At 67.6% G+C, this 15,998-nt stretch carries 16 protein-coding genes and 1 tRNA gene; 8 read left to right on the top strand and 9 right to left on the bottom strand.

Features of this window, described 5'->3' with window-relative positions; translation table 11 throughout:
- Window positions 1–6: 6 nt before the first annotated feature.
- Together RV045_RS08410 and ttcA are read right to left on the bottom strand one after the other, a co-directional pair.
- The gene (locus RV045_RS08410; RefSeq protein ID WP_423235339.1) at window positions 7–789 is read right to left on the bottom strand and encodes a DUF4136 domain-containing protein; all 783 of its coding nucleotides are present in this window, start codon (window positions 787–789) and stop codon (window positions 7–9) included.
- Between the two features lie 3 nt (window positions 790–792).
- Window positions 793–1,812, bottom strand: coding sequence for a tRNA 2-thiocytidine(32) synthetase TtcA (gene ttcA, locus RV045_RS08405; RefSeq protein ID WP_423235398.1), 1,020 nt, complete (start codon window positions 1,810–1,812; stop codon window positions 793–795).
- Between the two features lie 89 nt (window positions 1,813–1,901).
- Between ttcA and RV045_RS08400 the strand changes: the two genes are divergently transcribed.
- The 8 genes from RV045_RS08400 (at window position 1,902) to hflC (ending at window position 9,696) form a co-directional block, all read left to right on the top strand.
- A complete protein-coding gene (locus RV045_RS08400) occupies window positions 1,902–2,426 on the top strand; it encodes a pilin (RefSeq protein ID WP_423235338.1) in 525 nt (174 codons plus the stop codon).
- 71 nt (window positions 2,427–2,497) lie between these two features.
- A complete protein-coding gene (locus RV045_RS08395) occupies window positions 2,498–3,703 on the top strand; it encodes an ATP phosphoribosyltransferase regulatory subunit (protein ID WP_423235337.1) in 1,206 nt (401 codons plus the stop codon).
- Window positions 3,704–3,769: 66 nt separating this feature from the next.
- Window positions 3,770–5,128, top strand: coding sequence for an adenylosuccinate synthase (locus RV045_RS08390; RefSeq protein ID WP_423235336.1), 1,359 nt, complete (start codon window positions 3,770–3,772; stop codon window positions 5,126–5,128).
- 44 nt (window positions 5,129–5,172) lie between these two features.
- Complete coding sequence (locus RV045_RS08385; protein ID WP_423235335.1) at window positions 5,173–5,694, top strand: phosphoribosyltransferase; 522 nt, start codon at window positions 5,173–5,175, stop codon at window positions 5,692–5,694.
- Window positions 5,695–5,837: 143 nt separating this feature from the next.
- Entirely contained in the window at window positions 5,838–6,098 is a 261-nt protein-coding gene (gene hfq, locus RV045_RS08380) for an RNA chaperone Hfq (protein ID WP_423235334.1), read from the top strand.
- Window positions 6,099–6,136: 38 nt separating this feature from the next.
- The gene (hflX, locus tag RV045_RS08375) at window positions 6,137–7,408 is read left to right on the top strand and encodes a GTPase HflX (RefSeq protein WP_423235333.1); all 1,272 of its coding nucleotides are present in this window, start codon (window positions 6,137–6,139) and stop codon (window positions 7,406–7,408) included.
- Window positions 7,405–8,799, top strand: a complete 1,395-nt coding sequence (hflK, locus tag RV045_RS08370; protein ID WP_423235332.1) for an FtsH protease activity modulator HflK — start codon at window positions 7,405–7,407, stop codon at window positions 8,797–8,799. Before hflX ends, hflK begins: the two co-directional genes overlap by 4 nt.
- 21 nt (window positions 8,800–8,820) lie before the next feature.
- Window positions 8,821–9,696, top strand: a complete 876-nt coding sequence (hflC, locus tag RV045_RS08365) for a protease modulator HflC (protein WP_423235331.1) — start codon at window positions 8,821–8,823, stop codon at window positions 9,694–9,696.
- Window positions 9,697–9,760: 64 nt separating this feature from the next.
- Here the strand turns inward: hflC and RV045_RS08360 are convergent, their stop codons facing one another.
- The 7 genes from RV045_RS08360 to RV045_RS08330 form a co-directional block, all read right to left on the bottom strand.
- Window positions 9,761–10,471 carry a glycosyltransferase gene (locus RV045_RS08360; protein WP_423235397.1) on the bottom strand — a complete coding sequence of 237 codons (711 nt, stop codon included), beginning with the start codon at window positions 10,469–10,471 and terminating at the stop codon, window positions 9,761–9,763.
- An 86-nt stretch (window positions 10,472–10,557) separates the two neighbouring features.
- Window positions 10,558–11,727, bottom strand: coding sequence for a lipopolysaccharide assembly protein LapB (locus RV045_RS08355; protein WP_423235330.1), 1,170 nt, complete (start codon window positions 11,725–11,727; stop codon window positions 10,558–10,560).
- Window positions 11,714–12,055, bottom strand: a complete 342-nt coding sequence (locus RV045_RS08350) for a LapA family protein (protein WP_423235329.1) — start codon at window positions 12,053–12,055, stop codon at window positions 11,714–11,716. The genes RV045_RS08355 and RV045_RS08350 overlap by 14 nt, the downstream gene beginning before the upstream one ends.
- A gap of 138 nt (window positions 12,056–12,193) precedes the next feature.
- Window positions 12,194–12,269, bottom strand: a tRNA-Phe gene (locus RV045_RS08345).
- 72 nt (window positions 12,270–12,341) lie between these two features.
- On the bottom strand, window positions 12,342–13,094 hold the full coding sequence (locus tag RV045_RS08340; RefSeq protein WP_423235328.1) for a response regulator: 753 nt from the start codon (window positions 13,092–13,094) through the stop codon (window positions 12,342–12,344).
- Window positions 13,095–13,096: 2 nt separating this feature from the next.
- Entirely contained in the window at window positions 13,097–15,463 is a 2,367-nt protein-coding gene (locus tag RV045_RS08335) for a sensor histidine kinase (RefSeq protein WP_423235327.1), read from the bottom strand.
- Window positions 15,460–15,998, bottom strand: a 539-nt coding sequence (locus tag RV045_RS08330; RefSeq protein ID WP_423235326.1) for a DUF4390 domain-containing protein, incomplete at its 5' end; no start/stop codon positions are given. The genes RV045_RS08330 and RV045_RS08335, both read right to left, overlap by 4 nt.

The raw sequence follows: 15,998 nt of genomic DNA, 5'->3' as shown, positions 1-15,998 counted from the left end.
ATTCAGTTACTGGGGAAGGGCGGGCGCCAGCGGCGGCACCGGCCGGGGGGCGGATGTCACCCCCACGCGCTGCGGCTGCGGGCGGGCCTGCGGGAAGGGCGCCAGCGCGGCGTCCAGCAGGGCTTCGATGAGGGCAGGGTCGTCGCTGCGCGCGTCGGGCTCCTGGACGCGGGCTTCATACAGCACGCGTGAGCTGGCGGCGTCGCGCAGCACCAGCGCGATCTGGCGCTGGTAGACCACGCTGTAGCGCGCCGGGCCCCAGGCGGGCGAGGCGTACCAGGGCCAGCCCGCGTCGAAAGGATCGTCGTAGCCCGAGCCCAGCAGCACGCCCACCGACACGCCATTGCGGTGACGGTGGCGGTGGCCCAGGCCCACGGACAGCTCCCAGCCCACGCGCAGCGGGTTGGGCGCGACCTCGCGCTCCAGCGTCTGGCTGACCTGAACCAGCACCTGCGGCGCGCTGCCCACCGGCGCGGGGAAAAAGCCCCGGCGCGACAGCACGGCCTGGGCGCTGCGCTCCAGCGGGCTCAGGCTGGCGCTGTTCTCGTCGCGCTGCACCTTGCCCTGGGCATTGAGCACCGGCGCCAGCGGCAGGCCGGCAAAGCCCTGCTGCGAGGGCAGGCGGTCAAACACATAGCTGCCCGCCGTCCGGCCCGCAGGCCAGTCGCCAAAGCTGCTGACCCAGGCGGTGGTGGACGCGCCGCCCGGGAAAATGGCGCAGCCGCCCAGCGCCAGCGCGGTCAGCAGCAGGGCGCCCAGACGGGTGATTTTTGAGGCGGCAGCGGTCATGGCTCAGTCAGAGTTTGAGGCGCCCAGCCAGGTCACGGCCTGCGGGGCGTTGGGGGTCAGGATCGGGCTCAGGCCGGCGGCCGGAGCGCAGGGCTCGTCGTCAAACGCGATGTCGCCGTCCGGCAGGGGGACGCCCGTGGCGCGCAGCTCGGCAAAGGGCTGCAGTCTGGGGTCCATCAGGTGCGTGGTCACGACCTGGCCCAGCGAGCTGAAGATGCGGTCGATGCGGCCGGGGTGGCGCTTCTCCCACTCGTGAACCATGGCTTTGATCTGCACGCGCTGCAGGTTGTCCTGGCTGCCGCACAGCGTGCAGGGGATGATGGGAAACGCCCGGTGCGTGGCCCAGGCCTGCAGATCGTGTTCGGCCACATAGGCCAGCGGGCGGATGACGACATGGCGGCCATCGTCGCTGACCAGCTTGGGCGGCATGGCCTTGAGCCGTGCGCCGAAGAACATGTTCATGAAAAAGGTCACCACGATGTCGTCTTTGTGGTGGCCCAGCGCGATCTTGGTCGCGCCCAGCTCGCTGGCCACGCGGTACAGGATGCCCCGGCGCAGGCGCGAGCACAGGCTGCACATCGTCTTGCCCTCGGGGATGTGGCTTTTGACGATGCTGTAGGTGTCCTGCGTCTCGATGTGGAAGGGCACGCCCAGATTCTTCAGATAGCCGGGCAGCACATCGGCGGGAAAGCCGGGCTGCTTCTGGTCCAGATTGACGGCGATCAGCTCGAAGCGCACCGGGGCACGCTTTTGCAGATTCATCAGAATGTCCAGCATCGAATAGCTGTCCTTGCCGCCCGAGAGGCAGACCATGACGCGGTCGCCTTCTTCAATCATGCTGAAATCGACAATGGCCTGGCCGACCTGGCGATGCAGGCGCTTGGACAGCTTGTTGATCTCGACGCTCTGGCGCGGGGCGCTGCGGGCGTGCGGGGCCGTGGCGGATTCGGGGGGCAGGGGGTGATTCATGGCGGCGGAAGGCGGCTGGCCCGCCGCACCGGACGGTGGCGGGCAGGCCTGCATTCTATCGTTTGCCACATCCGGCCCGCCGGGCTTTACACTGCGGGGCGCGCGGGCGGACGGCCTGCCATCACCCTGGATTTTCTCCCCCCATGTGCGACCCGCTTTTCCTGCGTCCCGGACGGCGCGGCTTTTCCCTGATCGAACTGATGGTGGTGCTGGCCATCATGGGCGTTCTGGCCGCCTTGGCCATTCCGGCCTATTCGTCCTATGTCTCGCGCGCCCGCCTGAGCGAAGCGCTGTCGCAGGCCGCCAGCTACAAGACGCTGGTGCTGGAAAACGTCAGCGCCGGTCGCCCCTTCAACCAGGGCCTGAACGACGATGGCAGCGAATACCTCAAAGTCGGCACAGCCAATGTGCGCTCGGTGCGCATCATTGCGACCACCGGCGCCATCGGCGTGGACACGTCCGACGTGCCCGGCCAGGGCACGTTTTATCTCATCCCTTACACCGGGGCGGACAAGGCCAAAGCGCCTCTGCGGCCCGGCGTTTCGCCGCCAGGCAATATCAGCTGGCTGTGTGTGGGCGATGGCTGGGCGCAGGTCGGCAACGATTTTTACAAGGGCACGCTGTCGCCTGGCGTGACGCCCGCCTCGTGCCGGGCCCCTGCGCCGTGAGACGGCGCTGTGGGGCAGCAGCGGGTCGGCAGGTACAATCCGGCTTTTGATCGATAGGTGTTTGCCCTGACATGACTTCCGCTTGGCTGTTGCCCGAACATCTGGCCGACGTGCTGCCCATAGAGGCACGCCAGGTCGAAACGCTGCGCCGTCTGCTGCTGGATACGGCCCGGCTTTATGGTTTCGAGCTGGTCATGCCGCCCATGCTGGAGCACCTGGACGCCATGCTGCAGGGCGGGGCGGCGTCGCTGAACCTGAAAACCTTCAAGGTGGTCGACCAGAAAAGCGGCCGCACGCTGGCGTTGCGCTCTGATGCCACGCCGCAGGCGGCGCGCATCGACGCCCACCTGCTCAACCGCGACGGCGTGGTCCGCCTGTGTTACTGCGGCCCGGTGCTGCACGCACTGCCCGACGAGCCCGCCAGCAGCCGAGAGGCGCTGCAATTCGGCGCCGAACTCTTCGGCCACGCGGGTCTGGAAGCCGACCTTGAAATCCTCGATCTGACGCTGCACTGCGCCCGCGAACTGGGCCTGCAGGGCACGGTGCTGGACCTGGCCGACGCGCGCCTGCTGCGCGCCCTGCTGGAGCTGCACGCCGCCCAGGGCGGCACGCCGCTGTCGGCGTCGCGCCAGGACGCGCTGGCGCAGGCCCTGGCGCACAAGGATCTGTCCACGCTGGAGCAGCTCAGCAGCGCCTGGCCGCGCACGCTGCGCCAGCCTCTGCTGGCGCTGCTGGATCTGTACGGCGAGATCGGCCAGGACGGCCCACGCCCGCTGCTGGAACGCGCCCGCGTCGCGTTGCCCGATCACCCGCTGATCCGCGCCGCGCTGTCCGATCTGGCCGATCTGGCCGATCACCTGCGCCGCACCCACCCTGGCCAGCGCCTGAGCCTGGATCTGTCCGACATGGGCAGCTCGGGCTATTACACCGGCGTGCGTTTTGCCCTGTTTGCGCCGGGCTGCAACCGCTCGCTGCTGCGTGGCGGGCGCTACGATGCCATCGGCGCGGCCTTCGGGCGTGAGCGTCCGGCTGTGGGGTTCAGCGTCGATGTGAAGGCGCTGGTGGATGTGGCCCAGCGCCCGCAGCGCCAGCAGGCCGTGCTGGCGCCCTGGCACCCGGACGCCGCCCTGCGCCAGGCCGTGCAGCAGCTGCGCGCCGAGGGCCAGACCGTGGTCTGCGCGCTGCCGGGGCATGCGCCGCAGACCGACGAATTCGACCTGACCGGCCAGCTGGCCCACCAGGGTGGCCAGTGGCGGGTTGTGCCGCTAGCGCCGTAATCCTTCTTCATCCCGCCCTTTCCACCCGTTTCCACCGCATTTTTTCGACAGACCGAAAGCAAGGCCATGAACGCAGTCACCGCTCCGCCATCCTCCGCCGTCCGCCACATTGTCGTGGTGGGTACCCAGTGGGGAGACGAAGGCAAAGGCAAGCTGGTCGACTGGCTGACCGACACGGCGCAGGCCGTGGTGCGTTTCCAGGGCGGCCACAATGCCGGTCACACCCTGGTCATCAATGGCGTGACCACGGCGCTGCAGCTGGTGCCTTCGGGCGTCATGCGCCCCGAGGTGCAGTGCTTCATCGGCAACGGCGTGGTGGTGGACCCCGAGCACCTGATGGGCGAGATCCGTCGTCTGGAAGGCATCGGCCTGTCGGTGCGCCAGCGCCTGTTCATCAGTGAATCGTGCCCGCTGATCCTGCCCATGCACGTTGCGCTGGACCGCGCCCGCGAGGAGCAGCGCGAAAAGGGCGGCAGCAGCAAGATTGGCACCACCGGCAAGGGCATCGGCCCGGCCTACGAGGACAAGATCGCCCGCCGCGCGCTGCGCGTGCAGGATCTCAAACACCCCGACCGCCTGCAGGCCAAGCTGCGCACGCTGGTCGATCTGCACAACCTGGCGCTGGCCGACATTTACGGCAGTCCGGACCAGATCGCTTTCGAGCCGCTCTACGCGCGCCTGCTGGAGCTGGCCGCCGAGATCCGTCCGATGATGGCCGATGTGGGCCGTCTGCTGGCCGACCTGGACCGCGCGGGCGGACGCATCCTGTTCGAAGGCGCGCAGGGCACGCTGCTGGATGTGGATCACGGCACCTACCCCTTTGTGACCAGCAGCAACTGCGTGGCGGGCACTGCCGCCGCAGGCAGCGGCGTGGGGCCGCAGATGCTGCATTACGTGCTGGGCATCACCAAGGCGTACACCACGCGCGTGGGCAGCGGGCCGTTTCCCACCGAACTCGACTGGCAGACCGAAGGCACCGTGGGCCACCACCTGGCCACCGTCGGGCGCGAGAAGGGTACCGTCACCGGGCGCCCGCGCCGTTGCGGCTGGCTGGATGCGGCCGCGCTCAAGCGCTCGGTCATCATCAATGGCCTGAGCGGCCTGTGCATCACCAAGCTGGACGTGCTGGACGGCCTGGACGAGATCAAGGTCTGCACCGGCTACCTGCTGCGCGGCGAGCCGGTGGACATCCTGCCGCTGGACGCCGACGACATCGCGCTGTGCGAGCCGGTCTACGAGACCTTCCCCGGCTGGACGCAGACCACCGCTGGCGTGACGCGCTGGGACGCGCTGCCGCCCACGGCGCGCGCCTACCTGGAGCGCGTGCAGGAGCTGATCGGTGCGCCCATCGCCCTGGTGTCCACAGGCCCGGACCGCGATCACACCATCCTGCTGTCCAATCCCTTCCAGCTCGCCCGGGGCTGAAGCCCGGCGCACGACGACCCCATAAATCACAAGGGAGAACCCGCATGCTGACCGACGACGGCAAACACCTGTACGTGTCCTGGGACGAGTACCACATGCTCATCGAGCGCCTGGCGCTCAAGGTGGCGCATTCGGGCTGGGCGTTCGACCAGATCCTGTGTCTGGCGCGGGGGGGGCTGCGACCGGGCGACGTGCTGTCGCGCGTGCTGGACAAGCCGCTGGCCATCATGTCGACCAGCTCCTACCGCGCCCAGGCCGGAACGCTGCAGGGGCGGCTGGACATGGCCAAGTACATCACGCTGCCCAACGGGGACCTGCAGGGCCGCATCCTGCTGGTCGATGATCTGTCCGATTCTGGCGTCACGCTGGACGCCGTGATGCAGCGCCTGCGCGCCACGCCGGGTGTTGAAGCGGTGAAATCGGCCGTGCTGTGGGTCAAAGCCTGCTCGACTTACACGCCCGATTACTACATGGAGCACCTGCCCACCAACCCCTGGATCCACCAGCCCTTCGAGGAATACGATGGCCTGACGCCCGAGGGCCTGGCCAAAAAGTTCGCCCTCTGATTCCCCGGAATTCCCTCTTCAGGCCGACGTCCTGCGGCCTGTGTTACCTTAGCTGAACGCTGTGGTGATTTTTTTACGCCCCGCAGCGGGGGCCATTCCTCTGTCCTCCTGTCTTTCCCATTCAAACCAGCACGGAACATATCGTGACTACAAAAAACCAGCAACTGCTCCAGGACCCTTTCCTCAACCTGCTCCGCAAGGAACACGTGCCGGTTTCGGTCTATCTCGTCAACGGCATCAAGCTGCAGGGCCACATCGAATCGTTCGACCAGTACGTCGTGCTGCTGCGCAACACCGTGACGCAGATGGTCTACAAGCACGCCATTTCCACCGTGGTGCCTGGCCGCGCCGTGTCTTTCCAGCCGGCTGACCAGGTCGCTGCGGCGCCGGCTTCCGCGTCCTGAAACACGGCCTAGGCCCGGCCGCCGCATCTGCTGATCTCTTGAGCGCCACCGCTGTTCCCACCGCTGCCGACCTGCGACCCGCCGTTGTGCTGGTCGGGGTCGAGTTCGGCCGCGATCCGCACTTCGATGCCGAGCTGACCGAGCTGGCGCTGCTCGCCGAAACGGCGGGCGACCGCGTCGCCGATCGCGTCAGCGTGCGCCGCGCCAGCCCCGATCCGTCACTGTTCATCGGCTCGGGCAAGGCCGACGAAATCAAGGCGCTGGTGTCCATGCACGGCGCCGTGGGCGTGATTTTCGATCAGGCCCTGAGTCCCGCGCAGCAGCGCAACCTGGAGCGCCACTTCGGCGTCGCGGTATCCGACCGCACAGCGCTGATCCTGGAGATTTTCGCCCAGCGCGCGCAGAGCCACGAGGGCAAGCTGCAGGTCGAACTGGCGCAGCTTCAGTATCTTTCTTCGCGCCTGGTGCGTCGCTGGACCCACCTGGAGCGCCAGACCGGCGGCGCCGGACAGCGTGGCGGCCCCGGCGAAACCCAGATCGAACTCGACCGGCGCATGATCGCCGAGCGCATCAAAGCCATCAAGCTGCGCCTGGTCAAGGTGCGCCGCCAGCGCGACACGCAGCGGCGCTCGCGCAAGCGCAGCGGCGCGGCACGCATCTCGCTGATCGGCTACACCAACGCGGGCAAATCGACGCTGTTCAACGCGCTGGTCAAGGCGCAGGCCTATGCGGCCGACCAGCTCTTTGCCACGCTGGACACCACGACGCGCGCCTGCTGGCTGGCTGATCTCGGCGCTTCGGTGTCGCTGTCGGACACGGTGGGCTTCATCCGCGATCTGCCGCACCGCCTGGTCGAGGCCTTTGCCGCGACGCTGCAGGAAGCCGCCGACGCCGATGTGCTGCTGCATGTGATCGACGGTTCGCGCGCCGACTGGCACGAACAGTGCCTCGAGGTCGAACGCGTGCTGGACGGTATCGGCGCGCAGGACATCGCGCAGATTCTGGTCTTCAACAAGGCCGATCTGCTCGAACCCGACCAGCAGCCGCGCAGCAATCCAGGCCGCTTCGAGCGCCTGGGCCAGAGCGGCGCAGGCACCTGGGTGCCCAGCGTCTATGTTAGCGCGCAGACCGGCGCCGGCCTGGATGTGCTGCGCAGCGTGATCGCCCAGCGTGTGCTGGGCCTGCAATCTTCTTCGGAAATCCAGGACAGTCGGCCTGATTCCGGCGTTTATGATGACCCCGCAGAAGCCGCCTCCGCGCAGGAGGAAGGCTCTGCTGACCACCACCTTCAACCGGGCGAGACACCTTGAGCAAGCTTCGCGTATTCCGAACCCCCTCCGAGTCCGATGCCACATCCGGCGCGTCGAACCGCCGCGGCGGCTGGCGGCGCTGGCTGGTCTGGAACAAGGGCAAAAATGACGGCCCTCCCGATCTGGACGAGCTGTGGAAAGACTTCAACCGCAAGCTCAGCGACCTGATGTCGGGCAAGAAAACCGGCGGTGGCCGGGCCCAGCCCCAGCGCCCTGAGCCAGATGATTCCGGCTCTGGCGGGGGCGGCGGCGGTCAGGGCGGGGGGACCTCCGGCGGCGGCATGCCCATGCCCGACGCCCGCATGGCGGGGCGCATCGGCGTGATCGTGGTGCTGGCGGCGGTGCTGCTGTGGCTGGCCAGCGGCCTCTTTATTGTGCAGGAAGGGTCGCGCGCAGTGGTCACCACCTTTGGCCAGTACAGCAAGACGGTGGGCGCGGGCCTGAACTGGATCCTGCCTTGGCCGGTGCAGCGCCGCGAGATCGTGCCCTTCACCCAGCTGCGCTCGGTCGAGATCGGCCGCCAGCAGGTGATGCAGTCCACGGGGCTGGAGGATTCGTCCATGCTGACCATGGACGAAAACATCGTCGACATTCGCTTCACGGTGCAGTACCGCCTGAGCGATGCGCGCGAATACATCTACAACAACCGCGATGCCGACGGCGCCGTCGTGCAGGCCGCCGAATCGGCGGTGCGCGAGATCGTCGGGCGCAGCAAGGTCGATTCGGTGCTGTACGAAGAGCGCGACGCCATTGCGGCGGGCCTCGTTAAATCGGTGCAGGACCAGCTCAACCGTCTGAAGGCCGGCATCCTGATCACCAACGTCAACGTGCAGAATGTGCAGGTGCCCCGCCAGGTGCAGGCCGCGTTCAACGACGCCGTCAAGGCCGGGGCCGACCGAGACCGCCTGAAAAACGAAGGCATGGCCTATGCCAGTGACGTGATTCCGCGTGCCCAGGGCACGGCCGCCCGTCTGAAGGAAGAAGCCTCCGGCTACGCCAGCCGTGTGGTGGCGCAGGCGGAAGGCGACAGCTCGCGCTTCACCGCGGTGCTGGACGAGTACAAAAAAGCCCCCCGCGTGACCCGCGACCGCATGTACACCGACGCCATGCGCACGGTGTACAGCAACGTCACCAAGGTGATGGTGGACAGCAAGTCCGGCTCCAACCTGCTTTACCTGCCGCTGGACAAGATCCTGGCGCAGAACCAGGCCGAGGCCAATGCCGCAGCGCGTGCCGCCACGTCGACCCCAGGCGCTGCGGCATCCACTCCCGCAGCGATGCCGGGCAGCCCGGCGGCAGCTGCCGCGCCCGCAGCCGCAGCCCCGCAGGTCCAGCCGCCCCAGATGCTGCGCCCCGATGACGACGCTGCCCCCCGCAGCGGCGCCCGCTGAAGCCGACCGAGGAAGCCAACCATGAACCGATTGGGTATGACCGTTGCCGGGGTGGGCCTGGCGCTGCTGCTGGGCTCCAACATGCTGTACGTGCTGGATCAGAAAAACGTCGCGGTGGTGTACGCGTTGGGCGAGATCCGCGATGTGATCACCGAGCCCGGCCTGAAAACCAAGCTGCCTGCGCCGCTGCAGAACGTGGTCTTTCTGGACCGCCGCATCCAGACGCTGGAAAGCCCGGAATCGCGCCCCATTTTCACCGCCGAGAAGAAAAGCCTGCTGATCGACTGGATGATCAAGTGGCGCATCAGCGATCCGCGCCAGTTCATCCGCAACAACGGCACCGACATCCGCAACCTGGAGACGCGCCTGTCGCCCATCGTGCAGGCCGCGTTCAACGAAGAAGTCACCAAGCGCACGGTCGGTCAGGTGCTGGCCAGCCAGCGCAACCAGATCATGCAGGACGTGGAAAAGCGCCTGCGCGCTGAAACCGGCTCCTTCGGCATCGAGATCCAGGACGTGCGCCTCAAGCGCGTGGATTTCGTCGCCGACATCACCGATTCGGTCTACCGCCGCATGGAATCCGAGCGCAAGCAGGTGGCCAATGAGCTGCGCTCAGAAGGCGCGGCCGAGGGCGAGCGCGTCCGCGCCGAAGCCGACCGCCAGCGCGAAGTCATCGTCGCGCAGGCCTACAAGGAAGCCCAGGAAATCATGGGCCAGGGCGACGCCAAGGCCAATGCGATCTTTGCCAAATCCTTCGGTCAGGACCCGTCTTTCGCCAGGTTCTACCGCAGCCTGGACGCCTACCAGAGCGCCTTCCGCAGCAAATCCGATGTGATGGTGCTGGACAAGGACAGCGATTTCTTCCAGGCGATGAAGACGCCGGGCGGCACGCAGTAAAGCATCCGGGTCGGGCGGTTGATCCGGGTCAACCCCCCGGCGGACTGACCGGTTTCAAGGCCGTTCAGTGCGGGCTGTCGGTCCAGTGCTGGGCAATCCACAGCGCCGGTCGGATGCGGCGCCAGTTGCCATTGCTGCGCCCGGCCAGAGCGTCGGGCGGATTCATGACGCCGTGAAAGACCACCACGCGCGCCTCGTGCGGCACGGTGGGCGCCCGCCACAGGTTGAGCGGAAAGCGCGGAATGCAGTGGTATTTGAAACTGCAGCACCACTTTGCGGGCCAGTACTGCAGCAGGCCCGCGCGCTGCATGACGTGTGACAGCCAGGCCTGTTCGTTGCGGAACTGCTGCCGGATCTGGGCGAAATTGCGACGAAATTCGTCCAGCAGCGCACCGTGCACGCCCAGCTCGAAACGGTAGACCGACGAGTTGCCGGTGATGCGCCAGGGCCGCTTCCAGTCGTGAATGATGAGAAAACGCCCCGGCTCGCTGAAAAACGGGTCCAGGCTGGCGACGATGACGACATCCACATCCAGGAAGAGCGCGGTGCCACGCAGGCCCCACACCTCGCCCAGCGTGGTCAGCTTGGTCCAGCCGCGTTCGGGCAGCCCGGCAGGCAGGTCCAGTGGCGGAATGGGCAGGCAGACCACGTCCGGGTGGATGCCGCTGCTGTCGTCGGTCAGGCAGACAAAGGCGTGCGGCGTGCGCGTGTGGCGCTGCACCATGGCGTGCAGGCGGTTGACATACTCCGGGCCGTACTTCGTCCCCCATTTCATGCACAGGATTTTGGGCACAGCCGCATCGGTCAGCTCGGGGCGGTCGGGCGGCAGCTGGGGCAGGGGAGCTGTCATGGCGGATTCTTTCACGGCGCCTGCAGCGGCATGCTGTCCCAGCTGCTGCAGCCGGGGCATTGCCAGAAATGGCGCTGGCTCTCGAAGCCGCAGGCGACGCAGCCGTGACGCTGCTGGCTCTGCGCCAGACGGTTGATTTCGCGGCGCACCAGCGGGCCGCAGTCGGCGACCCAGGTCTCGGGCGGAATCTGCAGCAGGGCCATCAGGCTGGCCGGATCGGTGTGCGCCAGGAAGTGCGTGCGCACGCGCTCGCTGGCGGCGGCGGAGTCGGCGTCGAGCAGGTTCCAGGCCTCGATCAGGCTGAAAGCGGGCTGGGCGGCGTACTGCGCCTCCAGCGTCTGCAAAAGGCGGCTGCGCTCGGCCAGGCCCCGTTCGGGGTCGCTGGCATGGAGTTCCAGCGCCGTGCGCGCCGCGTCCACGGCCTTGAGCGCGAAGGCTTCAGGGTGATGCGGCAGCAGGTCCAGCCAGGTGTCCAGCGCAGCGGCCAGATCGCCCTGGTCACGCAGGGCATCCCCCTGCATCCAGCGCGGGCGCGGGCTGTCGGGCGCGAGCTGCACAGCGCGTTCCAGCTGTGCCAGGCGCTGTGCGGTGTCGCCGCGCGCCTGCGCTTCCTGCGCCTGCTCGCAGGCGTGGTGCGCCATGCGGCGGTGGAAGGATCCGGCCGCGCTGTCCTCCAGCTGCTGGGCGATCTGGCTGGCGCGGGGCCAGTCGCGGGTGCGTTCGCTCAGGGCCAGGCCTTCCAGCCGGGCGTCGGTGGCGAAGCTGCCGTGGCTGGCGGCTTCGAAGGCGGCTTCGGCGCGGTCGTACAGCCCCGCGCTCATGTAATCCAGCCCCAGTTCGAACTGGGCCTTGTCGCGGTCCGCAGCGTCCTGCTGCGGGCGGCCGAGCAGATGCTCGTGCACGCGCACCGCACGCTCGTACTCGCCGCGCTTGCGCAGCAGCTTGCCCAGCGCGAAGTGCAGGTCGCTGCTGTCCACATCGTTCTGCGTCGAGGTGATGAAGGCGTCAATCGCCTTGTCCTGCTGGTCGGACAGCAGCAGGTAGAGCCCCCGGTAGTAGGGCTGGAGCTGCTCCTTGCGGTCGTGTTCGCGCTGGCGCCGGTCAAAGCGGCTGGCCAGCCACCCCAGGCCAAAGGCCAGCGGCGCGATCAGCAGCAGCCAGACGGGATCAAGCTCGGGCATGGTCGTCCTGTTCGGCAGCGACGGCCGCTTTGGGCTTCAGGCTGACCAGCGCCGAGCTGTGGCGCGCGCTGGCCAGTTCGCCCTTCAGGCGCTTCACGTCCAGATTCGCGCGGTGCAGACGCCAGCGCAGGCCCAGCCAGACCGGCAGCATGGCCAGCAGACCGACGATCAGCCCGGCGACGAACAGCACCAGCACGAGGTAAATCATGCTCGTGTCCCACTGTGAGCCGCCAAAGCCGTAGACGGTGGCGGGCTGCAGGTTTTTCAGGCCAAACGCCAGCACCAGCAGGCAGGGAATGATCCAGATCAGGCGGGTCAGCCAGCGCATGTGAGTTCCTTGAGACGATGCATGAAAGCATTCTATCGTCTGGCGCAGGCGGGGGCAGACGGACCCGCTGCGGGGTTCGTGCCATCCCGGTTCAGCATAAAAAAACGCCAGCTCTTTTGAGCTGGCGTTTTTCGGTTCTGGTGGCCAAGGGCGGAATCGAACCACCGACACGCGGATTTTCAATCCGCTGCTCTACCGACTGAGCTACTTGGCCGTGAAGCTGCGCATTGTAGCCGAAAATCGGCTGTTTTTTGCGCTGACTGGAAAAAACGTGTGGGAAGCCGTCTCAGGCACCGCGCTTGTTGCGGCTGAGATCGATCCCCAGCTGCTTGAGCTTGCGGTACAGGTGCGTGCGCTCGAGGCCCGTGGCTTCAGCGATGCGCGTCATGCTGCCGTTTTCCTTGGCCAGGTGGAATTCGAAGTAGCTCTTTTCGAACTGGTCGCGGGCCTCGCGCAGGGGGCGATCCAGGTTGAAGCTCTGCTCGGAGGCCGGACCCAGATCCAGCGTGCCCGTGGGCAGGCCCAGGCCGCCGGTCATGGCCGATTCGACCGTGAGCTGGCTGTCCGCAAAGCCGCCGCCCAGCGCGGGCGGGTAGGGCGCGGCCACCGGCGCAGGAGCAACCGGCTGCGCGCCCGGTGCGGGCACGATGGTCATCAAAGGGCCGCGCGGCATGGTGGGGCGGGTGAGCGCCTGCTCGACCGAGTGCAGCAGCTTTTGCAGCGTGATCGGCTTTTCCAGGAAGGCGGCAGCGCCGAATTTGGTCGCCTCGACGGCGGTGTCTATGGTGCCGTGGCCGCTCATCATGACCACGGGCATGGTCAGCTGGCCGGTCGCGCCCCATTCCTTGAGCAGCGTCACGCCGTCAACATCGGGCATCCAGATGTCCAGCAGCACCAGATCGGGCCGATAGCGCTCACGCTGGCGCCTCGCCTGGGCGGCGTTCTCGGCCAGCTCGACGCTGTGTCCTTCGTCGGTCAGGATCTCCTGCAGAAGGGCACGGATGCCCAGTTCATCATCGACGACAAGAATATTGGCCATAACTACACCTGCAAAACGGGAGCATCAACGGGGAATGATAGCGACACCTGCGCCCCACGATGGGCGGATTTTGCCTCAAGTTCAGGGCTTCCCCCAGGAGCGGCCCCCAGACTGGAGGCGCTGATCAGGGCATGGTGCTCTTCGGCGATTTTCTTCACCATGGGCAGGCCCAGGCCCGTGCCCTTGGTTTTGGTGGTGACGTAGGGCTCGAAAATGCGCTTTTCCACCCCCGGCGCAAAACCCGGGCCGTTGTCCTGCACCAGCAGCGTGACGTGGCTGACGCGGCCGTCGGCGCCCCGGCGCGGCAGGGCGCGCAGCCAGACCTGTCCGTCGTCCTGTCCGGCCACGGCGTCCATGGCGTTCTGCACCAGATTGTGGATGACCTGGCGCAGCTGCGTGCTGTCGGCGCGGATGGCGGGCAGATCGGGCGCGGTCTCGACGTGCAGCAGGCCGCGCTCCAGCGCGCCGCCGTAAAGGGGCAGGATGCCGGTGATCTCGTCAGCCAGGCTGACGGCCTTGAGCTGCGCCTTGGGCAGGCGGCCGTAATCGCGGAACTCGTTGACCAGGCGGATCATCGCCTGCACCTGCGCCACGATGGTGCTGACCGAGCGCGTCAGCAGCGCACGGTCGGCCTCATCCAGTTTGGCGTCCAGCTTGCGCTGCAGGCGCTCGGCGGCGAGCTGGATGGGCGTGAGCGGGTTTTTGATCTCGTGCGCCAGACGCTTGGCGACCTCTCCCCAGGCCTGTACGCGCTGGTGCGCGACCATCTGGCTGATGTCGTCAAACACCAGCAGGCGGTTGTTGCCCGGCAGCACGGCCACGCGCAGCATCAGCGTCAGGCTGAGTTCGGCCTTGCTGTGGACGTAATCAAAGCTCTCTTCCCACTGCGTCTGCGCCTGCCCGGGCGCCTGCTGGATCAGGCGCTGGAAGTGCTCGTCCACCGTCACCGCCAGGCCGCGCAGCTCGGGGCTGCGGTGCAGGGGCTGACCGATCAGCGGGTAGAAATCGACCTGCAGGATGCGCGAGGCGCCAGGGTTGGCGGTTTCCAGCAGCCCCTGGCTGTCAAACACCAGCACGCCTGCGCTGAGATTGTCCAGGATGGTCTGCAGCCGCGTGCGCGTGGTCACGATCTGGTTGACGCCGCGCTGCACCTGCGCGCGCGCATCGGCCAGCTGGTCGGTCATTTCGGCGAAGGCGCGCGTCAGGCCGCCCAGTTCGTCGTTGGAGGCAAAGGTCGGGCGGCTGCGCAGGTTGCCGCGCGCCACCTGCTCCACGCCCTGGGCCAGCAGCAAAAGTGGCGTCAGCAGCTGGTTGCCCAGCACCGAGGCCAGCAGGAAGGCGCCAAACAGCGCCAGCACCAGCGCCATCGTCAGCGTGCCGATGTAGGCCGAGCGCAGCCCGTCGCGGCCCAGCGCGCGCTGCTGGTATTCGCTGTAGGCCTGCTGCACCGACAGCGCCTGCCAGGCCAGCGTCGGCGGAACCGTCTGGCTGACCATCAGATAGTGATCGTTGTCGGTGCGCAGCGACAGGCTGCTGCCGGGCACCCAGGCCAGGGCGCGCAGCGTGACCGAGAGCGAATCCGGCGGGCCTTCGGCAGGCACGTCACCGGCAATATCCAGGCCATCGTATTCGGAGGCGACGCGCGCTGCCCGCGCCTGGCGCACCAGCGTTGGCGGTACGCGCACGAGGCGCAGCGGCTGGCCGCTGACGTCGGCCGACTGCAGCACCTGGCCGCGGCCATCCAGCCAGGTCACGCGGCTGGCGCCGAGCTGGTCGCGCAGGCGCTCCAGATCGGCCACGGTGACTTTGGCGGGCGCCAGCGCCAGGCGGTCGGCCCCCGCCAGCGTGCGCGATTTGAGATCGGCCTGCAGCGTGTCCAGCGTCAGGCGGCCCAGCGCCAGGCCTGCGTTAAGCGCGCTTTGCACGCGCTGGTCAAACCAGACTTCGAAACTGCGCGTGACAAACTGGTAGCTCACGGCATAAACCAGCGCGCCGGGCAGCACGCCGACCAGGCCCAGCAGGAATGCCAGTTTGACCAGCAGCCGGCTGCCGAACTTGCCGGCCTTGAGCCGCCGCCCCAGGCGCACCAGCGCCCCGACGATGACCGCCAGGAGGGTGATGGACGCCGCGATGTTGGCGCCAAACAGCCAGACCAGATGCTGGTCCACCCAGGAAGCGTCCTCGCGCGTCAGGGCCAGAACAAAGGCAAAAATCGTGGCGATGCCGACCAGGACCACGGCCGTGACCACCAGGGTCAGGGTGAGGGTGCGCCAGTTGCGCGGGGCGCGCAGTCGCGTCAGGGTGCGCCGGGCGCCTTCAGCGGCGGGCACCTCGTCCAGTTCCTGCGGCACAGGCGGCTCTGGCGTCACGGATCCACATCCAGCTGCTGCTGCACGCCCACATCCCAGCGCGTGCCGCTGCCCGAGCCCAGCAGCAGCAGTGGCGGCAGCTGCGTGGTGTCCAGGCGGTAGGACAGATCCACATAAAGACGCCGGCCGTCGGCCTTGTCCAGCTGCGTCTTGCCGGCCAGCACCCAGTTTTCCAGCCGCGACACGGCGATCAGGGCGCTGTTGAGGTCGGCGTAGCTCTCGCTGGCGTTTCCGGTGGTGACGCGCCAGGTGTTGGTCAGCGGCTGGTAGAGCAGCTTCCAGGTGCGCTGGCTGCTGGCAATGCGCTCATCGCGCCAGTACCAGCGCCGGGCGTACACCTGGGCTTCAGCGATGAAAACCAGGGGCACGGCCGCCTGCAGCACACGGTCGAATTTGGCCGGGAGCTCAAAACGCAGGTCGGCGTCCAGCACCAGCTGCTGCGCCGGGGTGACGCGCGCCTGTTCGTGCGTCAGCACCACGAACTGCGCCAGCGCCACCAGCGGCAGCATCAGCAGCGCGGCCAGCAGCATCCGCC

It is taken from the genome of Amphibiibacter pelophylacis (assembly GCF_037688875.1).
Taxonomy (GTDB): domain Bacteria; phylum Pseudomonadota; class Gammaproteobacteria; order Burkholderiales; family Burkholderiaceae_C; genus Amphibiibacter; species Amphibiibacter pelophylacis.
This window is presented reverse-complemented; position numbering and strand designations above follow the sequence as displayed.

Excerpts from the sequence above, each read along its gene's own strand:
- RV045_RS08410 (WP_423235339.1), bottom strand. The coding sequence starts at position 789 with ATGACCGCTGCCGCCTCAAAAATCACCCGTCTGGGCGCCCTGCTGCTG.
- ttcA (WP_423235398.1), bottom strand. The coding sequence starts at position 1,812 with ATGCAGGCCTGCCCGCCACCGTCCGGTGCGGCGGGCCAGCCGCCTTCC.
- RV045_RS08400 (WP_423235338.1), top strand. The coding sequence starts at position 1,902 with ATGTGCGACCCGCTTTTCCTGCGTCCCGGACGGCGCGGCTTTTCCCTG.
- RV045_RS08395 (WP_423235337.1), top strand. The coding sequence starts at position 2,498 with ATGACTTCCGCTTGGCTGTTGCCCGAACATCTGGCCGACGTGCTGCCC.
- RV045_RS08390 (WP_423235336.1), top strand. The coding sequence starts at position 3,770 with ATGAACGCAGTCACCGCTCCGCCATCCTCCGCCGTCCGCCACATTGTC.
- RV045_RS08385 (WP_423235335.1), top strand. The coding sequence starts at position 5,173 with ATGCTGACCGACGACGGCAAACACCTGTACGTGTCCTGGGACGAGTAC.
- hflC (WP_423235331.1), top strand. The coding sequence starts at position 8,821 with ATGAACCGATTGGGTATGACCGTTGCCGGGGTGGGCCTGGCGCTGCTG.
- RV045_RS08360 (WP_423235397.1), bottom strand. The coding sequence starts at position 10,471 with ATGAAATGGGGGACGAAGTACGGCCCGGAGTATGTCAACCGCCTGCAC.
- RV045_RS08355 (WP_423235330.1), bottom strand. The coding sequence starts at position 11,727 with ATGCCCGAGCTTGATCCCGTCTGGCTGCTGCTGATCGCGCCGCTGGCC.
- RV045_RS08350 (WP_423235329.1), bottom strand. The coding sequence starts at position 12,055 with ATGCGCTGGCTGACCCGCCTGATCTGGATCATTCCCTGCCTGCTGGTG.
- RV045_RS08340 (WP_423235328.1), bottom strand. The coding sequence starts at position 13,094 with ATGGCCAATATTCTTGTCGTCGATGATGAACTGGGCATCCGTGCCCTT.